General features: G+C 74.1%; 21 protein-coding genes. 12 read left to right on the top strand and 9 right to left on the bottom strand.

Features of this window, described 5'->3' with window-relative positions; genetic code table 11:
- Positions 1-252: 252 nt before the first annotated feature.
- A complete protein-coding gene (locus ACFVZH_RS08795) occupies positions 253-1,644 on the bottom strand; it encodes a VWA domain-containing protein (protein WP_384894714.1) in 1,392 nt (463 codons plus the stop codon).
- A complete protein-coding gene (locus ACFVZH_RS08790; protein ID WP_384894712.1) occupies positions 1,641-2,522 on the bottom strand; it encodes an AAA family ATPase in 882 nt (293 codons plus the stop codon). The genes ACFVZH_RS08795 and ACFVZH_RS08790 overlap by 4 nt, the downstream gene beginning before the upstream one ends.
- Positions 2,523-2,704: 182 nt before the next feature.
- Here ACFVZH_RS08790 and ACFVZH_RS08785 point away from each other — a divergent pair, with 182 nt between their 5' ends.
- Both ACFVZH_RS08785 and ACFVZH_RS08780 read left to right on the top strand, forming a co-directional pair.
- Positions 2,705-3,967, top strand: coding sequence for a PP2C family protein-serine/threonine phosphatase (locus ACFVZH_RS08785; RefSeq protein WP_384894710.1), 1,263 nt, complete (start codon positions 2,705-2,707; stop codon positions 3,965-3,967).
- A gap of 136 nt (positions 3,968-4,103) precedes the next feature.
- Positions 4,104-4,469: a luciferase family protein gene (locus ACFVZH_RS08780; RefSeq protein ID WP_026057873.1), complete on the top strand. Its 366-nt coding sequence runs from the start codon at positions 4,104-4,106 to the stop codon at positions 4,467-4,469.
- Positions 4,470-4,484: 15 nt separating this feature from the next.
- On the opposite strand, the gene ACFVZH_RS08775 is transcribed toward ACFVZH_RS08780, so the two are convergent.
- Complete coding sequence (locus tag ACFVZH_RS08775; protein WP_384894708.1) at positions 4,485-4,997, bottom strand: PaaI family thioesterase; 513 nt, start codon at positions 4,995-4,997, stop codon at positions 4,485-4,487.
- A 101-nt stretch (positions 4,998-5,098) separates the two neighbouring features.
- Between ACFVZH_RS08775 and ACFVZH_RS08770 the strand changes: the two genes are divergently transcribed.
- Together ACFVZH_RS08770 and ACFVZH_RS08765 are read left to right on the top strand one after the other, a co-directional pair.
- Complete coding sequence (locus tag ACFVZH_RS08770) at positions 5,099-5,572, top strand: winged helix-turn-helix transcriptional regulator (protein ID WP_384894706.1); 474 nt, start codon at positions 5,099-5,101, stop codon at positions 5,570-5,572.
- A gap of 69 nt (positions 5,573-5,641) precedes the next feature.
- Positions 5,642-6,499 (top strand): YhjD/YihY/BrkB family envelope integrity protein, encoded by an 858-nt coding sequence (locus ACFVZH_RS08765; RefSeq protein ID WP_384894704.1) that lies wholly within the window; start codon positions 5,642-5,644, stop codon positions 6,497-6,499.
- A gap of 3 nt (positions 6,500-6,502) precedes the next feature.
- Here ACFVZH_RS08765 and ACFVZH_RS08760 read toward each other — a convergent pair whose 3' ends face one another.
- Together ACFVZH_RS08760 and ACFVZH_RS08755 are read right to left on the bottom strand one after the other, a co-directional pair.
- Positions 6,503-7,345, bottom strand: a complete 843-nt coding sequence (locus tag ACFVZH_RS08760; RefSeq protein ID WP_384894702.1) for an ABC transporter permease — start codon at positions 7,343-7,345, stop codon at positions 6,503-6,505.
- Entirely contained in the window at positions 7,342-8,250 is a 909-nt protein-coding gene (locus ACFVZH_RS08755) for an ABC transporter ATP-binding protein (protein WP_384894700.1), read from the bottom strand. Before ACFVZH_RS08755 ends, ACFVZH_RS08760 begins: the two co-directional genes overlap by 4 nt.
- Positions 8,251-8,384: 134 nt before the next feature.
- Here ACFVZH_RS08755 and ACFVZH_RS08750 point away from each other — a divergent pair, with 134 nt between their 5' ends.
- Both ACFVZH_RS08750 and ACFVZH_RS08745 read left to right on the top strand, forming a co-directional pair.
- A complete protein-coding gene (locus ACFVZH_RS08750; protein ID WP_384894698.1) occupies positions 8,385-9,659 on the top strand; it encodes a sensor histidine kinase in 1,275 nt (424 codons plus the stop codon).
- The gene (locus ACFVZH_RS08745; protein ID WP_384894696.1) at positions 9,656-10,333 is read left to right on the top strand and encodes a response regulator; all 678 of its coding nucleotides are present in this window, start codon (positions 9,656-9,658) and stop codon (positions 10,331-10,333) included. Before ACFVZH_RS08750 ends, ACFVZH_RS08745 begins: the two co-directional genes overlap by 4 nt.
- A 59-nt stretch (positions 10,334-10,392) precedes the next feature.
- Here the strand turns inward: ACFVZH_RS08745 and ACFVZH_RS08740 are convergent, their stop codons facing one another.
- Positions 10,393-10,914 carry a hypothetical protein gene (locus ACFVZH_RS08740; protein WP_384894694.1) on the bottom strand — a complete coding sequence of 174 codons (522 nt, stop codon included), beginning with the start codon at positions 10,912-10,914 and terminating at the stop codon, positions 10,393-10,395.
- Between the two features lie 99 nt (positions 10,915-11,013).
- Between ACFVZH_RS08740 and ACFVZH_RS08735 the strand changes: the two genes are divergently transcribed.
- From ACFVZH_RS08735 to ACFVZH_RS08725, 3 genes are all read left to right on the top strand, one after another.
- Positions 11,014-11,661 (top strand): DUF6629 family protein, encoded by a 648-nt coding sequence (locus ACFVZH_RS08735; protein ID WP_384894692.1) that lies wholly within the window; start codon positions 11,014-11,016, stop codon positions 11,659-11,661.
- Positions 11,658-11,870: a hypothetical protein gene (locus tag ACFVZH_RS08730; protein WP_384894690.1), complete on the top strand. Its 213-nt coding sequence runs from the start codon at positions 11,658-11,660 to the stop codon at positions 11,868-11,870. Before ACFVZH_RS08735 ends, ACFVZH_RS08730 begins: the two co-directional genes overlap by 4 nt.
- Before the next feature lie 136 nt (positions 11,871-12,006).
- Positions 12,007-12,504: a peptidylprolyl isomerase gene (locus tag ACFVZH_RS08725; protein WP_384894688.1), complete on the top strand. Its 498-nt coding sequence runs from the start codon at positions 12,007-12,009 to the stop codon at positions 12,502-12,504.
- A 149-nt stretch (positions 12,505-12,653) separates the two neighbouring features.
- Here ACFVZH_RS08725 and ACFVZH_RS08720 read toward each other — a convergent pair whose 3' ends face one another.
- The 3 genes from ACFVZH_RS08720 to ACFVZH_RS08710 form a co-directional block, all read right to left on the bottom strand.
- Positions 12,654-13,490, bottom strand: a complete 837-nt coding sequence (locus ACFVZH_RS08720) for an SDR family oxidoreductase (RefSeq protein ID WP_384894686.1) — start codon at positions 13,488-13,490, stop codon at positions 12,654-12,656.
- 120 nt (positions 13,491-13,610) lie between these two features.
- A complete protein-coding gene (locus tag ACFVZH_RS08715; RefSeq protein ID WP_384894684.1) occupies positions 13,611-13,859 on the bottom strand; it encodes a type B 50S ribosomal protein L31 in 249 nt (82 codons plus the stop codon).
- A gap of 123 nt (positions 13,860-13,982) precedes the next feature.
- Positions 13,983-16,595 (bottom strand): SpoIIE family protein phosphatase, encoded by a 2,613-nt coding sequence (locus ACFVZH_RS08710; protein WP_384894682.1) that lies wholly within the window; start codon positions 16,593-16,595, stop codon positions 13,983-13,985.
- Positions 16,596-16,749: 154 nt separating this feature from the next.
- Between ACFVZH_RS08710 and ACFVZH_RS08705 the strand changes: the two genes are divergently transcribed.
- The 3 genes from ACFVZH_RS08705 to ACFVZH_RS08695 all read left to right on the top strand — a co-directional run.
- Positions 16,750-17,514, top strand: coding sequence for an alpha/beta fold hydrolase (locus tag ACFVZH_RS08705; RefSeq protein WP_384894680.1), 765 nt, complete (start codon positions 16,750-16,752; stop codon positions 17,512-17,514).
- Between the two features lie 171 nt (positions 17,515-17,685).
- Positions 17,686-18,282 (top strand): hypothetical protein, encoded by a 597-nt coding sequence (locus ACFVZH_RS08700; protein ID WP_384894679.1) that lies wholly within the window; start codon positions 17,686-17,688, stop codon positions 18,280-18,282.
- Positions 18,283-18,432: 150 nt separating this feature from the next.
- Positions 18,433-19,508 (top strand): phosphoribosyltransferase family protein (locus ACFVZH_RS08695; protein WP_384894677.1); only part of this gene is annotated, 1,076 nt, incomplete at its 3' end.

The raw sequence follows: 19,508 nt of genomic DNA, 5'->3' as shown, positions 1-19,508 counted from the left end.
CGATCGTGCCACGCCCGCGACAACCGGGCCGTCGGGCACGGGCGCGGGGCTCGGCGGGGGTCACCGGGGCGCCCGGCACTGTCAGCCCGCGGGCGGTACCCGGCTGTCCAGCAGCCCACGCGCGCGTACCGCCCCCTTCGCCGCCACGCGCGCGTACTGGCGATTCCGTCGCTCGCCACGTGCGCGTACCGCTGCTTCCGACGCCACGCGCGCGTGCCGCCCCCTTCCGTCGCCACGCGCGCGTCCCCGCCGTCAGACCGGCAGCAGGCGGCCGATCAGCGCGCCCAGCTGGTGGGCGTTGCGGCAGGGGCGCATCTCGACGACGGCGGCGTAGGCGGGGGCCACCGAGTCGCCCGTGCCCCAGAGGGAGGGCTGCTCGGGGTTGAGCCAGTGGACCCGGCGGGCGCGGTCCGCGACGAGGCGCAGTGCCGCGAGGTTCGGGTCGGCGCCGTTGGTGCGGGCGTCGCCGAGGACGAAGACGACCGTGCGCGGGCCGACGGCCTCCGCGTACCGCTCGGCGAACTCGCCGAGCGAGGTGCCGTAGTCGCTCTGGCCGTGCCAGCCGGTCAGCCGGGCCTCCGCGAGGATCAGGTCGCCGAGCGCGGTGGGGTCCTCCGGGCCCCGGGCGATCAGGTCCGTCACCTCGTCCACCCGGTTGACGAAGCCGAAGACCCGCACCCGGCTGAACTGGTCGTGCAGGGCCCGCACCAGCAACATCGTGAACTGGGCGAAGCCCGCGACCGACCCCGACACGTCGCAGAGCAGGACCAATTCGGGGCGCCGGGGTCGGCGCCGCCGCAGCACGGGCCGTACCGGCACACCGCCGGTCGACAGTGAGCGGCGCAGCGTCCGCCGGAGGTCGATCTCCCCGCGGGCCGCTCTGCGCCGCCGGGCCGCGAGCCGGGTGGCCAGCTTCCGCGCGAGCGGCCGGACCGTACGCCGCAGCTCGTCCAGCTGCGCCCGTCCGGCCAGCAGGAAGTCCACCCGGTCCGCCGTCCCGGCGACCGCCCGCCGCGCGACCAGGTCACGGCCCTGTCGTTCGGCGACCCGCCGCCGCGCCTCGGTCCGCACCCGCTCCCGGAACGCCTCGATCAGGCGCCGGATCTCGTCGTCGAGCAGCCGGTCGGCGAACTCGGGTTCCGCTGCCCCGGCATCCGCCCGGCGCCGGTCCCGAACCCGGGCGAGCAGCGTCTCCGGGCGTACCCGGGAGAGGGTCTGGTACGAGGACCAGCCGTCCGTCTCCGGGCCGGAGCCGTATCCGCCGAAGCCGCCCACCGCCTCGGCGGCGAGCGCGTCGAGGGCCGCGGCGTCACCGGCGGCCAGGGCCTCGGCGATCCGGTCCCGCAGCGCAGCGAGTTCCGCCGGGCCGCCCCCGTGCTCCTCCGGAGCCCCGGGCGGGCCTCCGCCGAGCGGGAAGTACAGGTCGAAGACCCGGTCGAAGACCGCTCGCTGCGGCACGCCGTGGAGCAACGTCGCCGCCAGCGCCTCCCGGGCGCGCTCCCGGTCGGTGAACCCGACCGCTTCCAGCGCCTGCCCGGCGTCGACCGTCTCGCCCGTCCCGATGCCGAACCCGTGCGCGCGCAGCGCCGCCACGAGGCCGGTCAGGCGCTCCGCCGCCCCGCCGGCCGGGGACGCCGTGCTCACACCGCGTCCAGGTCGAGCTTGGCCGCCGCCTTGACGATGTCGTCCTGGTGCTTCAGGAGGACGCCCAGGGTCTCCCGTACGACCCGCTCGTCCAGCCGGTCCGCGCCGAGCGCGAGCAGCGTGCGGGCCCAGTCGATGGTCTCCGACACGGACGGCACCTTCCGCAGGTCCATCGCCCGCAGCGCGCCGACGACCCGCACCACGGACGCGGCGAGCGCGGCGTCGAGCCCGGGCACCTTGAGCGTGACGATCCGGCGCTCCAGCTCCTCCTCGGGGAAACCGATGTGGAGGAAGAGGCAGCGCCGGCGGAGCGCCTCGGACAGTTCGCGGCTCGCGTTCGAGGTCAGCACGGTGAACGGCCGTCGCGTCGCCGTGATCGTGCCGAGCTCCGGCACGGTCACCTGGAAGTCGCCGAGCACCTCCAGCAGGAGGCCCTCCACCTCGACGTCGGCCTTGTCGGTCTCGTCGATCAGGAGCACCGTCGGCTCCTCGGACCGGATCGCGGTGAGCAGCGGCCGGGGGAGCAGGAACTCCTCGCCGAAGATGTCCGTCCGCGTCTCGTCCCAGGACTCGCCGCGGCCGGCGGTGATCCGCAGCAGCTGCTTGGCGTGGTTCCACTCGTAGAGGGCGCGGGACTCGTCGACGCCCTCGTAGCACTGCAGCCGCACCAGCCGCGCCCCCGTCACCGCCGTCACGGCCTTGGCGAGCTCGGTCTTGCCGACTCCGGCCGGGCCCTCGACGAGCAGCGGCTTGCCCAGCCGGTCGGCGAGGAAGACGGTGGTGGCGACGGCGGGCGACGCCAGGTAGCCGGTCGTGGCGAGCCGTTCGGCGACATCGTCCACAGAGGTGAAGAATCCGGTCGTCGTGGCGGTGGTCATGGCTGTCCCCCCGGGGAGCGAAATCGCGTACTGGCCGGTAGCATCAGTCGTACTTGATCAGATCGGGCACCACCGCACAACCGTTCCGCACGAGGTCCGCGCCGCGCGCGGGACGCCGCCCACTGGTGCAATGGGGAGACCGGGTACGCCACCCGGAGGACCGCGCGGCCGGTGGAGGTGTCGTGGCGGAACGGGACGAGCCCCTCCTGACCACGGTGCGGGCACTGGAGCGGGCGATCGGTGAGATCGGCACGACGCTCGACGGGACGACCACCTGCCGTGAGCTCACGGCCTTCCTCGCCCGTCATCTGGACGGCGTCTCCGCCACGGTCGACCTCCTCGCCGACCGGGCCGGCCCGCTGCGGCGCGCCGCCTCCGCGGGACCGGCGCCAGGACCCTGCCCTGCCCCGGACGGCGCCGCGACGGACGCTCCCGGCCTCGCCGCGCCTCACGTCGCTCCTGGTCTCGCCGCGCCTCCCGTCGCTTCCGGCCCTACGGAGCCGCATGCCGCTTCCGGCCCCCCGGAGCAGCACCGCGCTCCCCGCCGCGCCGCGCCTGCCGCCTCCAGCCTCGCCGTACCCCTCGCCGTCGACGACGAGGAGCCGCTCGGGACGGTGACCGTCACCCGGGCCGCCGGTGGCCCCTTCTCCGAGAGCGACGTGGCGGTGCTCCGGCACGCCGCGCGCCTCGCGGCCCGGCACCTCGGCCACGCACGCAGGCTCGCCGCCACCGAGGACACGGCCCTGCACCTCCAGCGGGCCCTCGTCGCCGAACCGGGCCGGCCGCACCCCAACCTGGAGATAGCCGGCGGCTACCTCCCCGCCGGGTCCCGCACCCTGGTGGGCGGCGACTGGTTCGAGACCGTACGCCTCCACTTCGGCCGCAGCCTCCTCGTCGTCGGCGACGTGATGGGCCACGGCCTGGCCGCGGCCGTCGACATGAACGCGTATCGCACGGCGCTCCGCGAGGTCGCCGCGACCGATCTGCCGCCGCACCGGGTGCTGCGGCACCTCGACTCGGTGGTGGCCGAGGACGAGGCCCGCCGTCCCGCGACCTGCCTCCTGGTCCGGGTCGACCCGGCGCGCGGCACCGCGACCTTCGCCAGCGCGGGCCACCTGCCGCCCGTCGTCTTCGCCGCGGACGGCTCCGCGGAGCTCGTCGACCTTCCGGTGGGCCCTCCGCTCGGCACCGGCGTCGGCGGCTACGAACCCACCACGCGCCCGCTCACCCCGGCCGAGACCCTGCTGATCTTCACCGACGGCCTCGTCGAACGACGCGGCGAGGACATCGACGTCTCGCTCGCCCGCCTCGCCGCCCTCCGGCTGCCCGCCGCATCCGGACCCAAGGAGGTCGTCGACGAGGTGCTCCGGCGGCTCGGCGCGCACGCGGCGGAGGACGACGTGGCCGTCCTGGCGGCCCGCATCCGCGCACGCCCCGCATCGTGACACAGGGTCACTCCCTCCCCACGAAACGCCGTGACACACGGTCACACCACCCTCGTCGGCGACCTGTTTCACGCCTGGGCGGGATTCTTCCGGCAGGACGCTTGTGCACGGCCCCGGGGCCCGGCACGCTCCTCGTATGAACACGGCCAGGCATGCCAGTGAACGTCTGATGAGCTGGCCCTCGCTGACCCCCGGCCGCGCCCATTGCGGCGCCGAGCTCGGACTGGGCACCGCGACGGAGGAAATCGTCCACTTCCACGGTGAACACGAGGCCGACGTCCACCTCACCCGCGCCATGGTGGCCAAGCTGCGACCCGCCCTCCTCGGGTCGAGCGCGGTGCGCCTGCGTGCCGGATCGGGGTGGGTCACGGTCCGTCTGGACATGGGTTCGGACATCGACCTGCTCGCCACCCTGGTGAGCGCGGCACTCCAGGCCAACGGCGTCCCCGACGTCGCCCCGGACGGCTGCACCCGCACCCGTCCGGTCCCCGGGACACGCTGAGGGCAGGACACCCCACTACGCGCGCGTGGCTCCGCTTCCGTCCGGTACGGGGAAGATCATGCACGTGCTCGTCGCGTGGCCGAGCAGCCGGTCCTCGGAGTCGTAAAGGCCCGCCTCCGCGAGCGCCGTGCGGCGGCCCCGTGACAGCACCGTGCCGATCGCCCGGACCTTGCCGGTGGCGGCGGTGAGCGGCCGCAGGAAGCGGGTCGACAGGTCGAGCGAGGTGTACGCGGTGCCCTGCGGCAGGGTCGAGTGCACCGCGCAGCCGGCGGCCGAGTCGAGCAGCGTGGCGTACACCCCGCCGTGCACGCTGCCGATCGGGTTGTAGTGCTCCTCGCCCGGTTCGAAGGCGAACACGGCCCGGCCGTCCTCGACCTCCTCCAGGGTGAAGCCGAGGAGGGCGGCGATCGGGGGTCCGGGCAGCCGTCCCGCCACCATCTCCCGCAGGAAGTCGAGCCCCGCCATCGTTCCCGCGGCCCGCGCGGAGACCCCCGGGTCCTGCCACTCGACCGTGCGCGACCGACCCATGACCACTCTCCACCCTGTTCGCCCAGCTGACTCTGTACGGCGAAGCTAGCTTTCGCGGCAGCTGACTGTCAACGAAGCAGTCAGGTGGCTAGAGTGTGACGATGAAGTGGCTGGAGACGGACACGCAGAACTGCCCGGTCGGCCGCACGCTGGACCTGGTCGGCGAGAAGTGGACCCTGCTCATCCTGCGGGACGCGTTCAACGGCGTCCGCCGGTACGACGAGTTCCGCCGGCACCTCGGGCTCTCCGAGGCGGTCCTCGCCGACCGCCTCCGCAAGCTCGTCACGGCCGGCGTCCTGCGCGCCGAGCCCTACCGCGAACCCGGTGCCCGGACCCGGTACGAGTACCGGCTCACCCGGAAGGGCGTCGACCTCTGGCCCGTCCTCCTCGCCCTCAAACAGTGGGGCGACCGCCACGCCCCGGAGCCCGAGGGCCCGGTCCTCGACATCCGGCACACCGACTGCGGCGCGCCGGTCCGCGTCGTCGTCCAGTGCGAGGGCGACGAGCACGCGACCCTCGCGGCCCGCGACGTCACCGTCCGCCCCGGCCCGGGAGCCCGCCCCCTCACCCCCTGAGCGGCGCCCGACACCCGTTCGGCCGTAACCCCGCGATGGCCCGCCGTCCGTCCGGGTACCTGACGAGGCATGCCCTTCCCTTCCGGTCCGCCGCACGACGGTGCCCCCACCGAGAACGGCCACTGGTTCCAGCGGCTCCACGCCCGTGTCCTCGCCTCGCCCGTCGGGCTCGCGTGGAACCGCGGCCGCGCCATGGAACTCATGCACCGCGCCATGGGCTTCGCGGCACTCAGCCTGCTCACGCTCGTCCCCCTCCTGATCGTGGTCGCCGCGGCCGACCTCGCCAGCGGACAGGGCTTCGCCCGCTGGCTCATCCAGGGCCTCGGCGTCTCCGAGGTCTCGGAGGAGGAGGTGGAGCGGCTCTTCGGCCAGCCGGGCCAGGCCCTCCAGCGCACCACCGCCTTCGGTCTCGCCGCCCTCGCCGCCTTCGGCGTCACCTTCGGGTCCGCCGTACAGACCGGCTACGAGAGGGTCTGGGACCTTCCCACGGCCCGCTGGCACACCATGTGGAGGCACGTCGTCTGGCTCGCCGTCCTCGTCGCGGCCCTGCTGCTCTTCGTCGCCTTCCCCGCGCCCGAGAGGGCCTCGGCCGGCGTCACCGTCGTCGTCGCCCTCGGCGATCTCCTCGGCACCTTCCTCTTCTTCTGGTGGTCCCAGCGCTTCCTGCTCTGCGGCCGCATCCGCTGGCGTGCCCTCGCCCCCGGCGCCGCCCTCACCGCGCTCGGCCTCCTGGGGCTGCGGGTCTTCTCCCAGCTCGTCTTCTCGCCGCTGATCGCCTCGAACGCCGTGACGTACGGCCAGTTCGGCACGGTCCTGGTGCTCCAGTCCTGGCTCGTCGGCGTCGGCTTCGTCGTGTACGGAGGCGCCCTCGCCGGGCGCCTCGTCCACGAACACCTCGTCAGCCGCCGTCTGAAGCGCCCCAGCTGACCCCTACTGGTCCCGGTGCCGCACCGCGAGGACCGTCACCGCCGCCGCGCCCAGCGCCCACAGCGCGTACACCAGCCAAGCGCCGCCCGGCGACCACGGGAACAGCTCCTGGGCGGGCGGCCCCGCGTCCGCCAGCCGCTGCCAGGCGTGCAGCGGCGTCGCGTGGGCGAGCACCGCGGACAGGTGGCGCCGGTCGGAGAGCACCGCGGGCAGCAGCAGGAGCAGGATCACCGTGCCGACGATCGAGAGCGCGCTCCGCCGCAGCAGCGCGCCGAGCGCCATCCCGGCCAGCGCGCACACCGGAGCGAGCAGCGCCGAGGCCACGACGATGCGCAGCGCTCCCGGATGGCCGATCGGCAGCCCGATGCCCCGGGTCGACAGCATCGCCTGTGTCGACCAGAACGAACCGCCCGCGACCACCGCCCCGAACAAGCCCTGCACCACCGCGACGACCAGCACCTTCGCCGCCATCAGCGCGGAGCGCGCTGGCACCGCCGTGAAGGTCGTACGGATCAGCCCGCTGCCGTACTCGCCGACCACCGCCACCGCCCCCATCGCGGCCGAGCAGAGGATCAGCACCATCGACGCGTTGTACGTGAACGCGTCCCACAGCGCCATGTCGTTCGCCACGAACTCGGCCCGGCTCCCCGCGTCGTACTGGAGCCAGTAGCGGTAGTGGTCCCAGGCGGTGCCGAAGTTGAAGCCGACCACGGCGAGCGCGCCGAGCAGCAGTGACCAGCCCGTCGAGCGCAGCGACCACAGTTTCAGCCACTCCGACGCCACCAGGTCGCGGAAGCGGGCACGGGGTTCCGCGACGGAGGCCGCGGGAAGATCGAGGGTCGTCATCGGGGCTCTCCTGCCAGGTACTCGACGCTGTCGGCGGTCAGTTCCATGAACGCCTCCTCAAGGGAGGCCGTACGGGTGGTCAGCTGGTCGAGCAGCACCCGGTGCTCCAGGGCCAGCGCACCGATCCGTGCCGCGGAGAGCCCGGTCACCGTGAGCAGACCCGCCACCTCCTCGACCTCGGCCCCCTCCCCGAGCAGCAGCGCCGTCAGCCCCGCCCGGTCGGGCGTGCCGACGGTCACGCTCAGGCGCCTGCCCCGTGCGGCGAACTCCGTCAGGCTCTCCGCCGCGATCAGCGCGCCCCGCCCGATGACCACCAGCTCGTCCGCCGTGTGCTCCATCTCGGTCATCAGATGACTCGACACGAACACCGTCCGGCCCTCCTCGGCCAGGCGCCGGAACAGCCCCCGCACCCACTTCACGCCCTCCGGGTCGAGGCCGTTCAGCGGCTCGTCGAACAGCAGCACCGGAGGGTCGCCGAGGAGTGCGCCGGCGATGCCGAGCCGCTGCCGCATCCCCAGCGAGTAGCCGCCGATCCGGCGCCGGGCCGCCGCCGCGAGCCCGACCTCCTCCAGGACCTCGTCGACCCGGGAGAGCGGGATGCGGTTGGCGCGCGCCAGGACCGCCAGATGCGCCCGGGCGGTCCGCCCGCCGTGCACGTCCCCGGCGTCGAGGAGCGCGCCGACGTGCCGCAGGCCGCGCGGCCGGTCCCTGAACGGCCGGCCGTCGACCGTCACCGAGCCGCTCGTCGGCGTGTGCAGGCCCAGGATCATCCGCAAAGTGGTGCTCTTGCCCGAGCCGTTGGGGCCGAGGAAGCCGGTGACCCGGCCCGGCCGGACGGTGAAGGTGAGCGCGTCGACGGCGGTCGTGGCGCCGTAGCGCTTGGTGAGTTTCCTGACTTCGATCATGGGCACCACCGTGCCGCCCGGGGCCCGCTCCGGGCATCGGACCAGCACGGACAATCGGCGGCGGACCCTGTCACCCCAGGTCGTACACCCCTGGTCCGATGCCCCGCGTCGGGACCGCCGTTTACGATCAGCGCATGTCCGCCACCCTGTCAGCACCGTTCTTCAAGAGGGGCACGCCCGGCGGGTGGGCCGTCGTCGCCTGGGGCGCGGGCATCGCCTTCACCGCCCTCCTCCGGATCCGCGTGCCCGGCCAGGAGGGGCCGGACGTCCTCCCCGGCTTCGTGATCCTGCGCTGGGACGGCCTCTGCATGCTGGCCGTCGCCACGCTCCTCACCCTGCGCGGCAGCACCCTTCTCACCCGCCGTCCGATCGTCGGCCTCTGCTGTCTCCTCGTCGCCTCGGTCATCGCCTCGACCCCCCTCGGTGTCATCGCCATCCCCTTCGCCCAGTACCTCGCGGTCGACGTCGCCCTCTACGCCATCGCCGCCCGCCGTCCCCGCCGCGAGGCGTGGCGGGCACTCGTCCTGGCGATCGGTCTCCTCGCCGTGTACTTGGCCGTCCGGCTGCTCGCCGGCTGGAGCGCCGGCACCACGAGCGGGCTGGCCGTGGCCCTGACCGCCCTCGTCGCCTGGCTCCTCGGCCGCTCGGAAGGGCAGGCCCGGGAGTACGCCGAACAGTCCCGCGCCCAGGTCGCCGAACAGGCCGTCACCGCCGAACGCCTGCGGATCGCCCGCGAGATGCACGACACGGTCGCCCACAGCATCGGGATCGTCGCCCTCCAGGCCGGGGCCGCCCGCCGGGTCATCGACACCCAGCCCGAGCAGGCCCGGCAGGCGCTCACCGAGATCGAGACGGCCGGCCGGGAGACCCTGGCCGGACTGCGCCGGATGCTCGGCGCGCTGCGCGCGGCCGAGTCGAAGGCCGACGGCACGACGGCCTCCGACGAGTCGGGCCTTCCCGAGATGCCTGGTCTCGCCGCGCTCGACCGGCTCGCCGAGGCCACCGGAGCCGTCGGCGTTCGCGTCGCCGTCCGCCGGATCGGGCCGCCGCGCCCGCTGCCGCAGGACATCGACCTCTCCGCCTTCCGCATCGTCCAGGAGTCCGTCACGAACGTCGTCCGCCACTCGGCCGCCGACGCCTGCGAAGTGACCGTCGACCAGCGCGACCCCGACGCCGTCGTGGTGACGGTCCAGGACCTCGGAGCGCCCCGCGGAGGGAACCGGGCCGCGGCCCCCGGCCCGCACCGGGAGCGCCCCGGCCCCGGTTCCGGCTACGGCCTCGCCGGCATGCGCGAACGTGTCGGCCTGCTGCACGGCGAGTTCTCCGCCGGCCCCCGTCCCGGCGGCGGCTTCCGCGTCGACGCCCGTCTGCCCCTCCCCGTCGTCCTCCCAGGAGCCACCACCCGATGAGCGAGACCACCGCCGAGCGGCCCGTCCGGGTCGTCCTCGCCGACGACCAGCCCCTGGTGCGCACCGCGCTGCGGATGGTCATGACCGACACCCCCGACCTCGTCGTCGCCGGCGAGGCCGCGAACGGCGCCGAAGCCGTCCGCCTCGTCGAGGAGACCGGCGCCGACGTCGTCGTCATGGACCTGCGCATGCCCGGCACCGACGGCATCGAGGCCACCCGGCTCATCACCGCCGGCACCACCGGCGCCCGGGTCGTCGTCCTCACGACCTTCGACGACGACGACCACGTGTACGGAGCGCTCCACGCGGGCGCGTCCGGATTCCTCGTCAAGGACATGGCCCTCGACGACATCCTGGCCGCCGTCCGCGTCGTCGCCTCCGGCGACGCCCTCATCGCGCCCAGCGTCACCCGGCGCCTCATCAAGGAGTTCACCGACCGCCCGCGGGCCGCACCCGCGCCGCGCCGCGGCGCCGACGGCATCACCGACCGCGAGCGCGAGGTCCTCACCCTCGTCGGGCGGGGTCTGTCCAACACCGAGGTCGCCGCCGAACTCCACATCAGCGTCGCCACCGCGAAGACCTACGTCACCCGCCTGCTCGCCAAACTGGACGCCCGCGACCGCGTGCAGCTGGTGATCATCGCGTACGAGGCGGGCCTGGTCTCCACCGGCTGACCCGGCCCGGGCACGAGGGCGGGACCGCCCTCCGGGGGCGGTCCCGCCGTGGCGTCGCCTCAGGCCCGGCAGCCGACCGGGTGGGCGATGTCGATCACGAAGCGCTCCGGGGAGTGGAGCGTGAACGTCTTGTAGGCGGGCTTGGTGTCGAAGGCGGCTCCGATGGAGACCACGCCCTCGAAGTCGCCGGTCAGGGCGACCCCCTTGAGGGCGGGCAGGTGGATCTTCAGCAGCCGGGGGCCCTGGTAGACGGACCGTCCGGCGTCGTCGTGGGCGGCGGCGGGGGAGAGCGTGATCGCCAGGAAGTACTTTCCCGGGAGCGGGACCCTGGCTCCCGAGCCGTCGTAGTGCAGGGCGTTGACCTGCCGCACGGTGACGGGGGGCATGGCGCCCCGTACGTCGATCACGAGGCGGTCGAAGGTCGCGTGGCCGCCCCAGCGGGCGTTGACGACCAGGGACGTGGTCGGCGTCGTGGAGGTGCGGGCCGGGGCGTTCGAGGCGCCGGCCGGGATCGTGGCGCCGATTCCGGCGGTCAGGAGAATTCCCGCGGCGACGGCCGCGAGGGTGTGACGGTGCTGCATGACGTCCCCCTGTTTCTGCTGTTCGGGGACAGTGGTGTCACTGGGAGAGACATCCACCACTAGCGTACGGTTCCGCCAGATATGGGGTAAAAGTGCGCTATGTGCTGGAGTGCGACGGCCGACCTCTGGGCGGGCCTCGGGATCTGCGCCGTGGGGGTGGCCTGCCTCGCCTCCGTACGCCGCCCCGCGGACGCGCCGCTCGCCGCACTGCCCCTGCTCCTGGGCGCCCATCAGATCGTCGAGGCCGCCGTCTGGCACGCCGACGGCGGAACCGGACCCGCCACCCTCGCCTGGGCCGTGATCGCCCTGCCCCTCCTGGCCCTCTGGGTGCCGTCCGGCGTCATGGCGGCCGCCCGCCCCGCCGACCGGCCGAGGCTGCGCGCACCGCTCGCCGCCGGCGCGGTGACCGCGGCCCTCCTCGCGTACCGCCTCACCACCCGGCCCGTCTCCGCCGAGGTCCGCGGCCACACCCTCGGCTACACCGTCGACCTGCCCTTCCCGCCCCTGATCCTCGCCGGCTACCTCGTCGCCACCGTCGGCGCCCTGCTCCTGGCCCGCGACCGCGTCCTCCGGCTCCTCGGGATCGTCACCGGAGCGGGGGCGATCGTCTGCGCGGTCCTGTGGCGGACCGAGTTCGTCTCGACCTGGTGCGCCCTCGCCGCCGCCGCCTCGCTCCTGCTGCTCTTCTGGATCCGACGGCGGCCCGGCCGTAACCCCTCGGCCTCTCAGCAGTTGACCCGAGCATGAAGAAGCGCAGCATGCTCGCCATCGCCTCCCTCGCCGCAGGCGTCGTCACCGCTCTCGTCAGCCCGCCGCCGCAGGCGAGCGCGGCAGAGAGCCCGCTCGGCGGCGCCACCGGCCTCCTCCAGGAGGACCAGGTCGCCCCCGTCCTCCACGAGACCGTCCAGGGCGCCGAGGGCGCCCTTCAGGGCCAGGCCCCCGGCGGGCTCCTCTGATCCCCTCGCTGCTCCGCGGCCTCCGCGCCGCGACAGGTGCCCCGCGCCCCCACGGGCCGCGGGGCACTCGCGTGCCGTGACCCGGGAGGAGGCGGCCCGTGCGCGCGCAGTGCGCAGGTAATGACAGGATGTCCCCATGAGCGACAACGTTTACTTCGACATCACCATCAACGACGAGCCCGCGGGACGGATCGTCTTCAAGCTGTTCGACGACGTCGTCCCGAAGACGGCGACGAACTTCCGCGAGCTCGCCACCGGCGTGCACGGCTTCGGCTACGCCGGCTCCCCGTTCCACCGCGTCATCCCGCAGTTCATGCTCCAGGGCGGTGACTTCACCCGCGGCAACGGCACCGGCGGCAAGAGCATCTACGGCGAGAAGTTCGCGGACGAGAACTTCACGCTGAAGCACGACCGCCCGTACCTGCTCTCGATGGCGAACGCCGGCCGCAACACCAACGGCTCGCAGTTCTTCATCACCACGGTCGTCACCGACTGGCTCGACGGCAAGCACGTCGTCTTCGGCGAGGTCGTCGAGGGCCAGGACCTGGTCAAGAAGATCGAGGGCCTCGGCTCCCGCTCCGGCGCCCCCAGCGCCACCGTCAAGGTCGCCGAGTCCGGCATCGTGAAGGCATGATCGCCTTCCCGGTCTGAGCGGAGGGCGCCGAGCGCCCTCGCTCACCCACCCGGCCGGGGCGGGGAGCGCCGTCCGACGGACGTGAGCCCCCGCCCCCGCCGTGTCCTCCGGTACCACTCCCGGTGCGGCGATCCCGCCCCCCGAGCGCCTCAGGCGAAGGCGGGCGCGTTCCGCTCCGCCCAGGCCGAGAAGGGCCGGGGGGACCTGCCGAGCACCCGCTCCACGTCGGCGCTCACCCGCTGCTCCGCGGCGCTGGGGTCCCCCATCACCGACAGCATCCCGTCGACGGCGTCCTCCGGCAGGAACCGCACCAGCTGCGCCCGGGCCTCGTCCGCCGTCAGCGGCACGAACCCCACCGGAGCGTCCAGCGCGGCGGCGAGAGCACCCACCTGCTCCCGCGGCGACACCGCGACCGGTCCGGTCAGCACGTACGTACGCCCCGCGTGCGCAGGGTCCCGCAGCGCGGCGGCCGCCACCTCGGCGATGTCCAGCGGGTCCACCACCGGCAGCGCCACCTCCGCGAACGGGGCCGCGACCGCACGGGCGGAGCGCACCTGCTCGGCCCAGAGGAACGCGTTGGAGGCGAAGCCTCCGGGGCGCAGGACCGTCCAGTCGAGACCCGACTCCCGTACGGCCGACTCGAACGCCCGCAGGATCGCGTGCGACACGGAATCGGTCCGTGTCCCCACCAACTGCGAGGACTGCAGCACGATCCGCCGCACTCCGACGGCCACCGCCGCCGCGACGATCTCGTCCGGCCGCAGGTCGTCCCCGAGGCCCGCCACGAGCAGATAGACGGCCTCGGCGCCTTCGAACAGTTCCTTCAGGCCGTCGACATCGGCCAGGTCGCCCTGCCGGTGCGCCACCCCCGCGGGCAGCTCCCCGGCCGGCCGGCGGCTCACCGCCGTGACGTCCTCACCGGCCGCGGCCAGCAGCTCCACCAGCGGTCGTCCGACATTGCCCGTTGCTCCGGTCACCACGATCACAGCAGTTCCCCTCCAGGGAGTCAGCGGCGGAGCGGGTGCGCTCCGCCGTCTTCGTGACCTCATCCTGGAAGGCGAACTGGCCACCTTCTGGCCAGTTTCACGAACCGGTTCCGCCGGACCTCAGCTCTCCTCGCCGAAACGGCGCTCGAACTTGGCGATCCGGCCCTCGGAGTCCACGGTCCGCGCCGTGCCCGTGTAGAACGGATGGCTCTCGGAGGAGATCTCGACGTCGATCACCGGGTACGTCTTCCCGTCGTCCCACTCGATGGTCCGGTTGCTCGTCGCGGTGGACCGGGTCAGAAAGGCGTACCCGGCCGAACGGTCACGGAAGACCACCGGGCCGTACTCGGGCTGCTTGTCCTGCTGCACGCGTCCTCCTCGGGCTGCCGCCCAGACGTGTCCGGCCCTCACGGCACGGCACCCCTCCAGCCTCCCCGCGCGACCGACCGGCGACCAGCGCCAGTAGTCCGACCGGGTGGCGCGGAGGCCCGCTCAGCCGCCGTCCGGCCAGCGGGCCGCGAGCAGCAGCGCGATGTCGTCGGGCCGGGCCGTGGCCTGCCGGGCCTCCCGGATCAGCCGGTCGGCCGCCTCCGGCAGCGGCAGCGAACCGGTCGCCGCCAGAGCCTGCCGCAAGTGCTCGATCCCCTCGTCGATGTCCGTGCCCGGCCGCTCCACCAGTCCGTCCGTGAACAGCGCGAGCACCGCACCGGGATCGAGTTTGAGCCGCGTCACCGGGTACGAGGCACGGTCGTCGACCCCGAGGACCACCCCGCCCGCCAGCTCCACCTGCTCCGTCACGCCGTCCGGCCGCAGCAGCAGCGGCTGCGGATGCCCGGCCCGTACCGCCCGCGCCTCACCGGTCTCCGGATCGAGGAGTACGTAGCAACAGCTCGCGAACTGCCCGGGATCCAGGTCGATCAGCAGCCGGTTGGTGCCCCGCATCACGTCCTGCGGCCGGTGCCCGCCCAGCGCGAACGCCCGCACCGCGCTGCGCAGCTGCCCCATGGTGGCCGCCGCCGCCACACCGTGCCCCTGGACGTCGCCGATGACCAGGGCGAGCCGCCCCTGGTCCGTCTCGATCACGTCGTACCAGTCGCCCCCGACATCCATGCCCTGGGTGCCCGGCAGGTAGCGGCCCACCGTGTCCACACCGTGCCGCACCGGCAGCCGGTGCGGCAGCAGCGCGTCCTGGAGCCCGCGCGCGACCGCCGACTCCGTGTCGTACCGCTGCGCCCGCTCCAGGGCCTGCGCGATCAGTCCCGCGAGCGCCGTGAGGACGGTCCGCTCCTCCGGACTGAACCCGCGCGGCCGGTCGAAGCCGAGGATGCAGGAACCCACCGGCCGCCCCGAGGCGATCAGCGGCAGGAACGCCCGCGCCCCGGAGTGCGCGTCCATCGGCAGATCCGGATAGGCCCGGCCCAGCTGCTCCATCGACTCGAAGAACAGCGGCCGGCCCGTCGTCAGCGTCTCCACCCCCGGCATCCGGGTGTCCAGGGCCACCCCGTCGAAGGGTTCGAGGAATCCCGGCGGGAACCCCGTCTCCCAGGCCAGATACAGCCGCCGGTCGCTCAGCAGGTAGATCGCCAGCTGCCGCCCGCCGAAGGCCGGCAGCAGTTCCTCCGTCACCACCGCGGACACCTGGCGCGCCGTCACCGCCTCGGTGAGGGCGATCGCCAGGGCCACCGGCCGGTAGAGCGCCGCCGCCCGGTCACCGGGCGAGGACAGGCCGTCGTCCGTCTTCCGGCGCCCCCCGGCCCGGATCCCGGCCGCCGCCGGATCCTCCTCCGGGACCAGCAGCATGGTCACCCCGTCCCGCCCCGGATGCAGGGACACGGAGATCCACCGGCCGCGCTCCGGACGGGCCAGGAAGCGCACCGGTTCGCCGGAGAGCAGAGCGGCCCGGAGCTGCTCCTCGTGGAAGGGATGGCCGAACCAGGGCAGCGCCTCCCACAGCGGCCGGCCCGCCAGGGCGCCCCGCGGCCGGCCGAGCAGCCGCTCCGTGCGCTCGTTGACGTAGGTGATGCGGCCCAGCCGGTCGATCGCCAGGATCGCCCGCGGCAGCCGGTCCGTCGCGTCCGAACCGACGAGCCCCGTCCCCAGGTCGACGAGCGTGCCGGTCAGATGCCCACTGCTGCCGGTGACCTCGGTGCCGCCGCTGTCGCTGTCGTGGTTGTCACCGTCGCCGCCGGAAGACCCGGCAGCCCGCGCCGCCCGCGCCTGCGCGGTTCCCGTCGTACTCCGCCGTGTCCGCGCGGACACCTCCAGCAGGTGCAGGCCGCCGTCCGGCCCCTTCAGCCGGAGCCTGCGCACCGAGGGCCGTCCGTCCGCCCCCGTGGCCTGGCGTGCCGCGGCCCAGAGGGCATAGCCGTCCTCCGGTTCGAGCAGGGACGTGAGCACCTCGATCCGGCAGGGCGAGGTGACCTCCGCGCCGAGGATGGCGAGCAGTCCGTCGTCCATCACGACCGAGCCCGTGTCCAGGTCCCAGTCGAAGGATCCGAACCGGACCGGCGGGCCGGAACCGACGGACAGCTGCACGCACACCGGATCGTCGGGCCACTCGACCGGCGTCCCGCCACGGGCCAGGCCGGACAGGGCCTCGCCGAGGCTGAGCGCCCCCCGGGTCATCCGGCCCCTGTCCCGCGCGTCCACCGGCACCCCCGGCGTCGGCGCCCGCAGCACCACGAGGACCCCGAACCGTTCACGGCCCGCGGCCACCGGCGCGTACAGCGAGGCGAAGGGGAACGGCAGACTCGCCACCAGCTGGGGGAACCGCCGCATGGCCTCCTCGACGTCGGGGAGGTAGACGGACTGCCCCGAGCGGTACGCCTCCGCCACGGGGAACGGCCGGTTCGTATGCATCCGCCACCACGGCCGGAACAACGGCCCCGGCAGCCCCACGAGCACCGCCAGCCTCAGCAGCCCCGGCGTTCCTGAGCGCAGGTACACCCCGCCCGCGTACCCGCCGACCTCCTCGACCGCCCGCAGCGCCGATTCGGCGAGTGTCCAGGTCAGCGCGGACGAAGCAGGCCCGTCGGCAGCTCCGTACCCGGACGGACGCCCGGTGCCGCCCGTCGGGCCGGAGCCGGACGTGCCCTGCGAGGTCACACAGCCAGGATGCCCCCGACGCGAAAGCCTCCGCATCCCGGCCCGCCCGCGCCCGGGTCGGCGATGTTGACCGCACGCGTCCGGACCGTCACACTCGGTCGTCGACCGCCGCCGCCGGCGCGCGGCGCCCATCACCTCGCGACCAGGGGGCACGATGACGGACCGGCTTCTTCCGTACGACGTACACGGCGGAGGCCCCGCGCGGGCCGTCGTGCTGCACAACTGGTTCGGCGACCGCACCAGCTTCGACCCGCTCCGCGCCCACCTCGACGGCGCCACCGGAAGCTACGCCTTCGTGGACTGCCGCGGATACGGCGAGGCGCTCGACCACGCGGGCGCGTACACGATGGAGGAGGTCGCCGCCGACGCCCTCGCCGTCGCCGACGACCTCGGGTGGGACACCTTCTCCGTCATCGGCCACTCGATGGGCGGCAAGGCGGCCCAGCTGATGCTGCTCGACGCCCCCGACCGCGTCCGCTCGATCGTCGGCATCTCACCGGTCTCGGCGGCGGGCTTCCCGCTCGACGGCGAGACGTGGGAGCTCTTCGCGGGCGCCGCCGAGGAACCGGCCAACCGGCGGGTGATCATCGACAACACCACCGGCGGCCGGTACGGCGACGCGTGGCTCGGAGCGCTCGTCGACCGTTCCGTCGGGCGGTCCTCCGCCATCGCCTTCCGCGCCTATCTGGACTCCTGGTCCCGCACCGACTTCCACGAGCGCGTCCGCGACAACCCCACGCCGGTCCTCCTGGTCGTCGGCGCCCACGACCCGGCGCTCGGCACCGACGCGATGGAGTCCACCTGGCTGCGCTGGTACCCCAACGCACGCCTGGAGGTCCTGAAGGACGCCGGCCACTACGCCCCCGAGGAGACGCCGGAGGCCCTCGCCGAGGCGATCGAGGCATTCCTCGCCGCCTGACGGGAGCACACGGCCCGCGGGGTCCCGGACACCGTCCGAAGATCATCCGAACGTCGAGCGGACGGACGACTTTAGAGGACAGCGGTGCGGCGGCGCGTCACGCGATCATCGTGGTCACGACGCCACGGGACGGTCTCCGCAGACCGTCCACGATCAGCAGGAGCACACCCGATGGGCCTCGCGCAGACGCAGCACCGCTTCCTCGTCCGGCAGAAGGTCACGCTCATGGCCAACCGCTACCTGGTGCACACCGCGGGTCCCGACGGCGAGGAGGCGGAACTCGTCGCGTTCGCCCACCAGAAGAGGATGGCGCTCAAGGAGCACGTCACCTTCTACACGGACGAGTCCCGGCGCCAGGTCCTGTTCACCTTCAAGGCCCGCCAGGTCCTCGACGTCGGCGCGACCTACGACGTGCACGGCGCCTCCGGTACCCGGCTCGGCGGATTCCGGAAGGACTTCGGCGCCTCCCTGCTGCGCAGCACCTGGCACCTGAGCAGGGAGGGCGCGGCGGGGGAAGCCACGGGGCAGGAGCGGCACCAGGGGGTGGCGCTGCTGCGGCGCGCCTGGGAGTTCCTGCCCTTCACGGACCTGCTCCCCTTCGTCGTGCCGTACCACTTCGACTTCGCCGCGGCCGGACGGTCCGTCATGTCCGTCGACAAGCGCTTCGGACTGCGGGACCGGTACGTGCTGGACATAGCGGACCCGGAGCTCGACCGGCGGCTCGCGATAGCCCAGGCCGTCGCGCTCGACGCCCTCCAGTCCCGCTGACGGCCGACCGCCGATCACCGGCCGCCGCCTGCCGACCGGCCGGCCGCCGACCCCGCACCGCTGACGCGTCTACCCTGGAAGGAGGGGCAGGGGGCGGGGCGCGCCGTTCCTCCCCGGCCCCGGGCCGCGCAGGCGGAAGGGCGGCGGACCATGTACTTCAGCGATCGCACCGACGCGGGCAGGCAGCTCGCCGCCCGGCTCGACCACCTCAAGGGCCGTGACGTCGTGGTCCTCGGTCTGCCGCGTGGCGGGGTACCGGTCGCCGCGCAGGTCGCGGAGGCTCTCGACGCACCGCTCGACATCTGTCTCGTACGGAAGCTGGGGGTGCCCGAGCAGCCGGAGCTCGCGATGGGCGCGCTGGGCGAGGGCGGCGTGCGGGTGCTCAACGAGCGGGTGCTCCGTGAGTCCGGTGTGGGCGACCGGGAGCTCGCCGCGGTCGAGGAGCACGAGCACGCGGTGCTCGACGAGCGTGCCCGCCGCTACCGGGGCAGCAGGGAGTCCGTGCCGCTCGAAGGGCGCACGGTGGTCGTCGTCGACGACGGGCTGGCCACGGGGGCGACGGCGCTGGCGGCCTGCCGGGTGGTGCGGGCCAGGGGCGCGGCCCGGATCGTGCTGGCGGTGCCGGTGGCGCCACGCGGCTGGACGGCACGGCTGGGCGGTGAGGCCGACGAGACGGTCAGCGTCCACGCGCCGGAGGTCTTCTTCGCGATCGGACCGTTCTACCAGGACTTCACCCAGACCGCAGACGCCGAGGTGATCGCCTGCCTCGACCGGGTCCGTGCCGTGCGGGGGCCCGTCGTCCGGGACTCGGACGTACGGATCCCGCTCGCCGGCGTCGCGCCGGCCGCCGGGCGGCTCGCCGTGCCCGACGGCGCGACCGGCATCGTGCTGTTCGCCCACGGCAGCGGCAGCAGCCGGCACAGCCCGCGGAACCGGGCGGTCGCGCAGGCGCTCAACCGGGCGGGGCTCGGGACGCTGCTGTTCGATCTACTCACCGAGTCCGAGGCGGGCGACCGGGCGCGGGTCTTCGACACGCCGCTGCTGGCCGACCGGCTCGCGCTCGCCACGGAGTGGCTGGCCGGGCAGTCCGCGAGCGCGGGCCTTCCGCTGGGCTACTTCGGAGCGAGCACGGGAGCGGCGGGCCCCCCCCGGGCGGGGGGCCCCCCCCCCCGACCGCTCCCCCCCGCCCCCCCCCACAGGCCCACGACCCGACACCGCGGCCCCAG

This window comes from Streptomyces sp. NPDC059534 (assembly GCF_042743475.1).
In the GTDB taxonomy this organism is placed as follows: domain Bacteria; phylum Actinomycetota; class Actinomycetes; order Streptomycetales; family Streptomycetaceae; genus Streptomyces.
The sequence above is the reverse complement of the archived record's forward strand: the minus strand, read 5'-3'. Positions and strand labels throughout refer to the sequence as shown.

Coding starts and splice junctions, on each gene's coding strand:
- ACFVZH_RS08730 (WP_384894690.1), top strand. CDS start 11,658: ATGAAGAAGCGCAGCATGCTCGCCATCGCCTCCCTCGCCGCAGGCGTC.
- ACFVZH_RS08705 (WP_384894680.1), top strand. CDS start 16,750: ATGACGGACCGGCTTCTTCCGTACGACGTACACGGCGGAGGCCCCGCG.
- ACFVZH_RS08725 (WP_384894688.1), top strand. CDS start 12,007: ATGAGCGACAACGTTTACTTCGACATCACCATCAACGACGAGCCCGCG.
- ACFVZH_RS08740 (WP_384894694.1), bottom strand. CDS start 10,914: ATGCAGCACCGTCACACCCTCGCGGCCGTCGCCGCGGGAATTCTCCTG.
- ACFVZH_RS08760 (WP_384894702.1), bottom strand. CDS start 7,345: ATGACGACCCTCGATCTTCCCGCGGCCTCCGTCGCGGAACCCCGTGCC.
- ACFVZH_RS08745 (WP_384894696.1), top strand. CDS start 9,656: ATGAGCGAGACCACCGCCGAGCGGCCCGTCCGGGTCGTCCTCGCCGAC.
- ACFVZH_RS08770 (WP_384894706.1), top strand. CDS start 5,099: ATGAAGTGGCTGGAGACGGACACGCAGAACTGCCCGGTCGGCCGCACG.
- ACFVZH_RS08790 (WP_384894712.1), bottom strand. CDS start 2,522: ATGACCACCGCCACGACGACCGGATTCTTCACCTCTGTGGACGATGTC.
- ACFVZH_RS08735 (WP_384894692.1), top strand. CDS start 11,014: ATGTGCTGGAGTGCGACGGCCGACCTCTGGGCGGGCCTCGGGATCTGC.
- ACFVZH_RS08700 (WP_384894679.1), top strand. CDS start 17,686: ATGGGCCTCGCGCAGACGCAGCACCGCTTCCTCGTCCGGCAGAAGGTC.
- ACFVZH_RS08780 (WP_026057873.1), top strand. CDS start 4,104: ATGAACACGGCCAGGCATGCCAGTGAACGTCTGATGAGCTGGCCCTCG.
- ACFVZH_RS08775 (WP_384894708.1), bottom strand. CDS start 4,997: ATGGGTCGGTCGCGCACGGTCGAGTGGCAGGACCCGGGGGTCTCCGCG.
- ACFVZH_RS08750 (WP_384894698.1), top strand. CDS start 8,385: ATGTCCGCCACCCTGTCAGCACCGTTCTTCAAGAGGGGCACGCCCGGC.
- ACFVZH_RS08755 (WP_384894700.1), bottom strand. CDS start 8,250: ATGATCGAAGTCAGGAAACTCACCAAGCGCTACGGCGCCACGACCGCC.
- ACFVZH_RS08765 (WP_384894704.1), top strand. CDS start 5,642: ATGCCCTTCCCTTCCGGTCCGCCGCACGACGGTGCCCCCACCGAGAAC.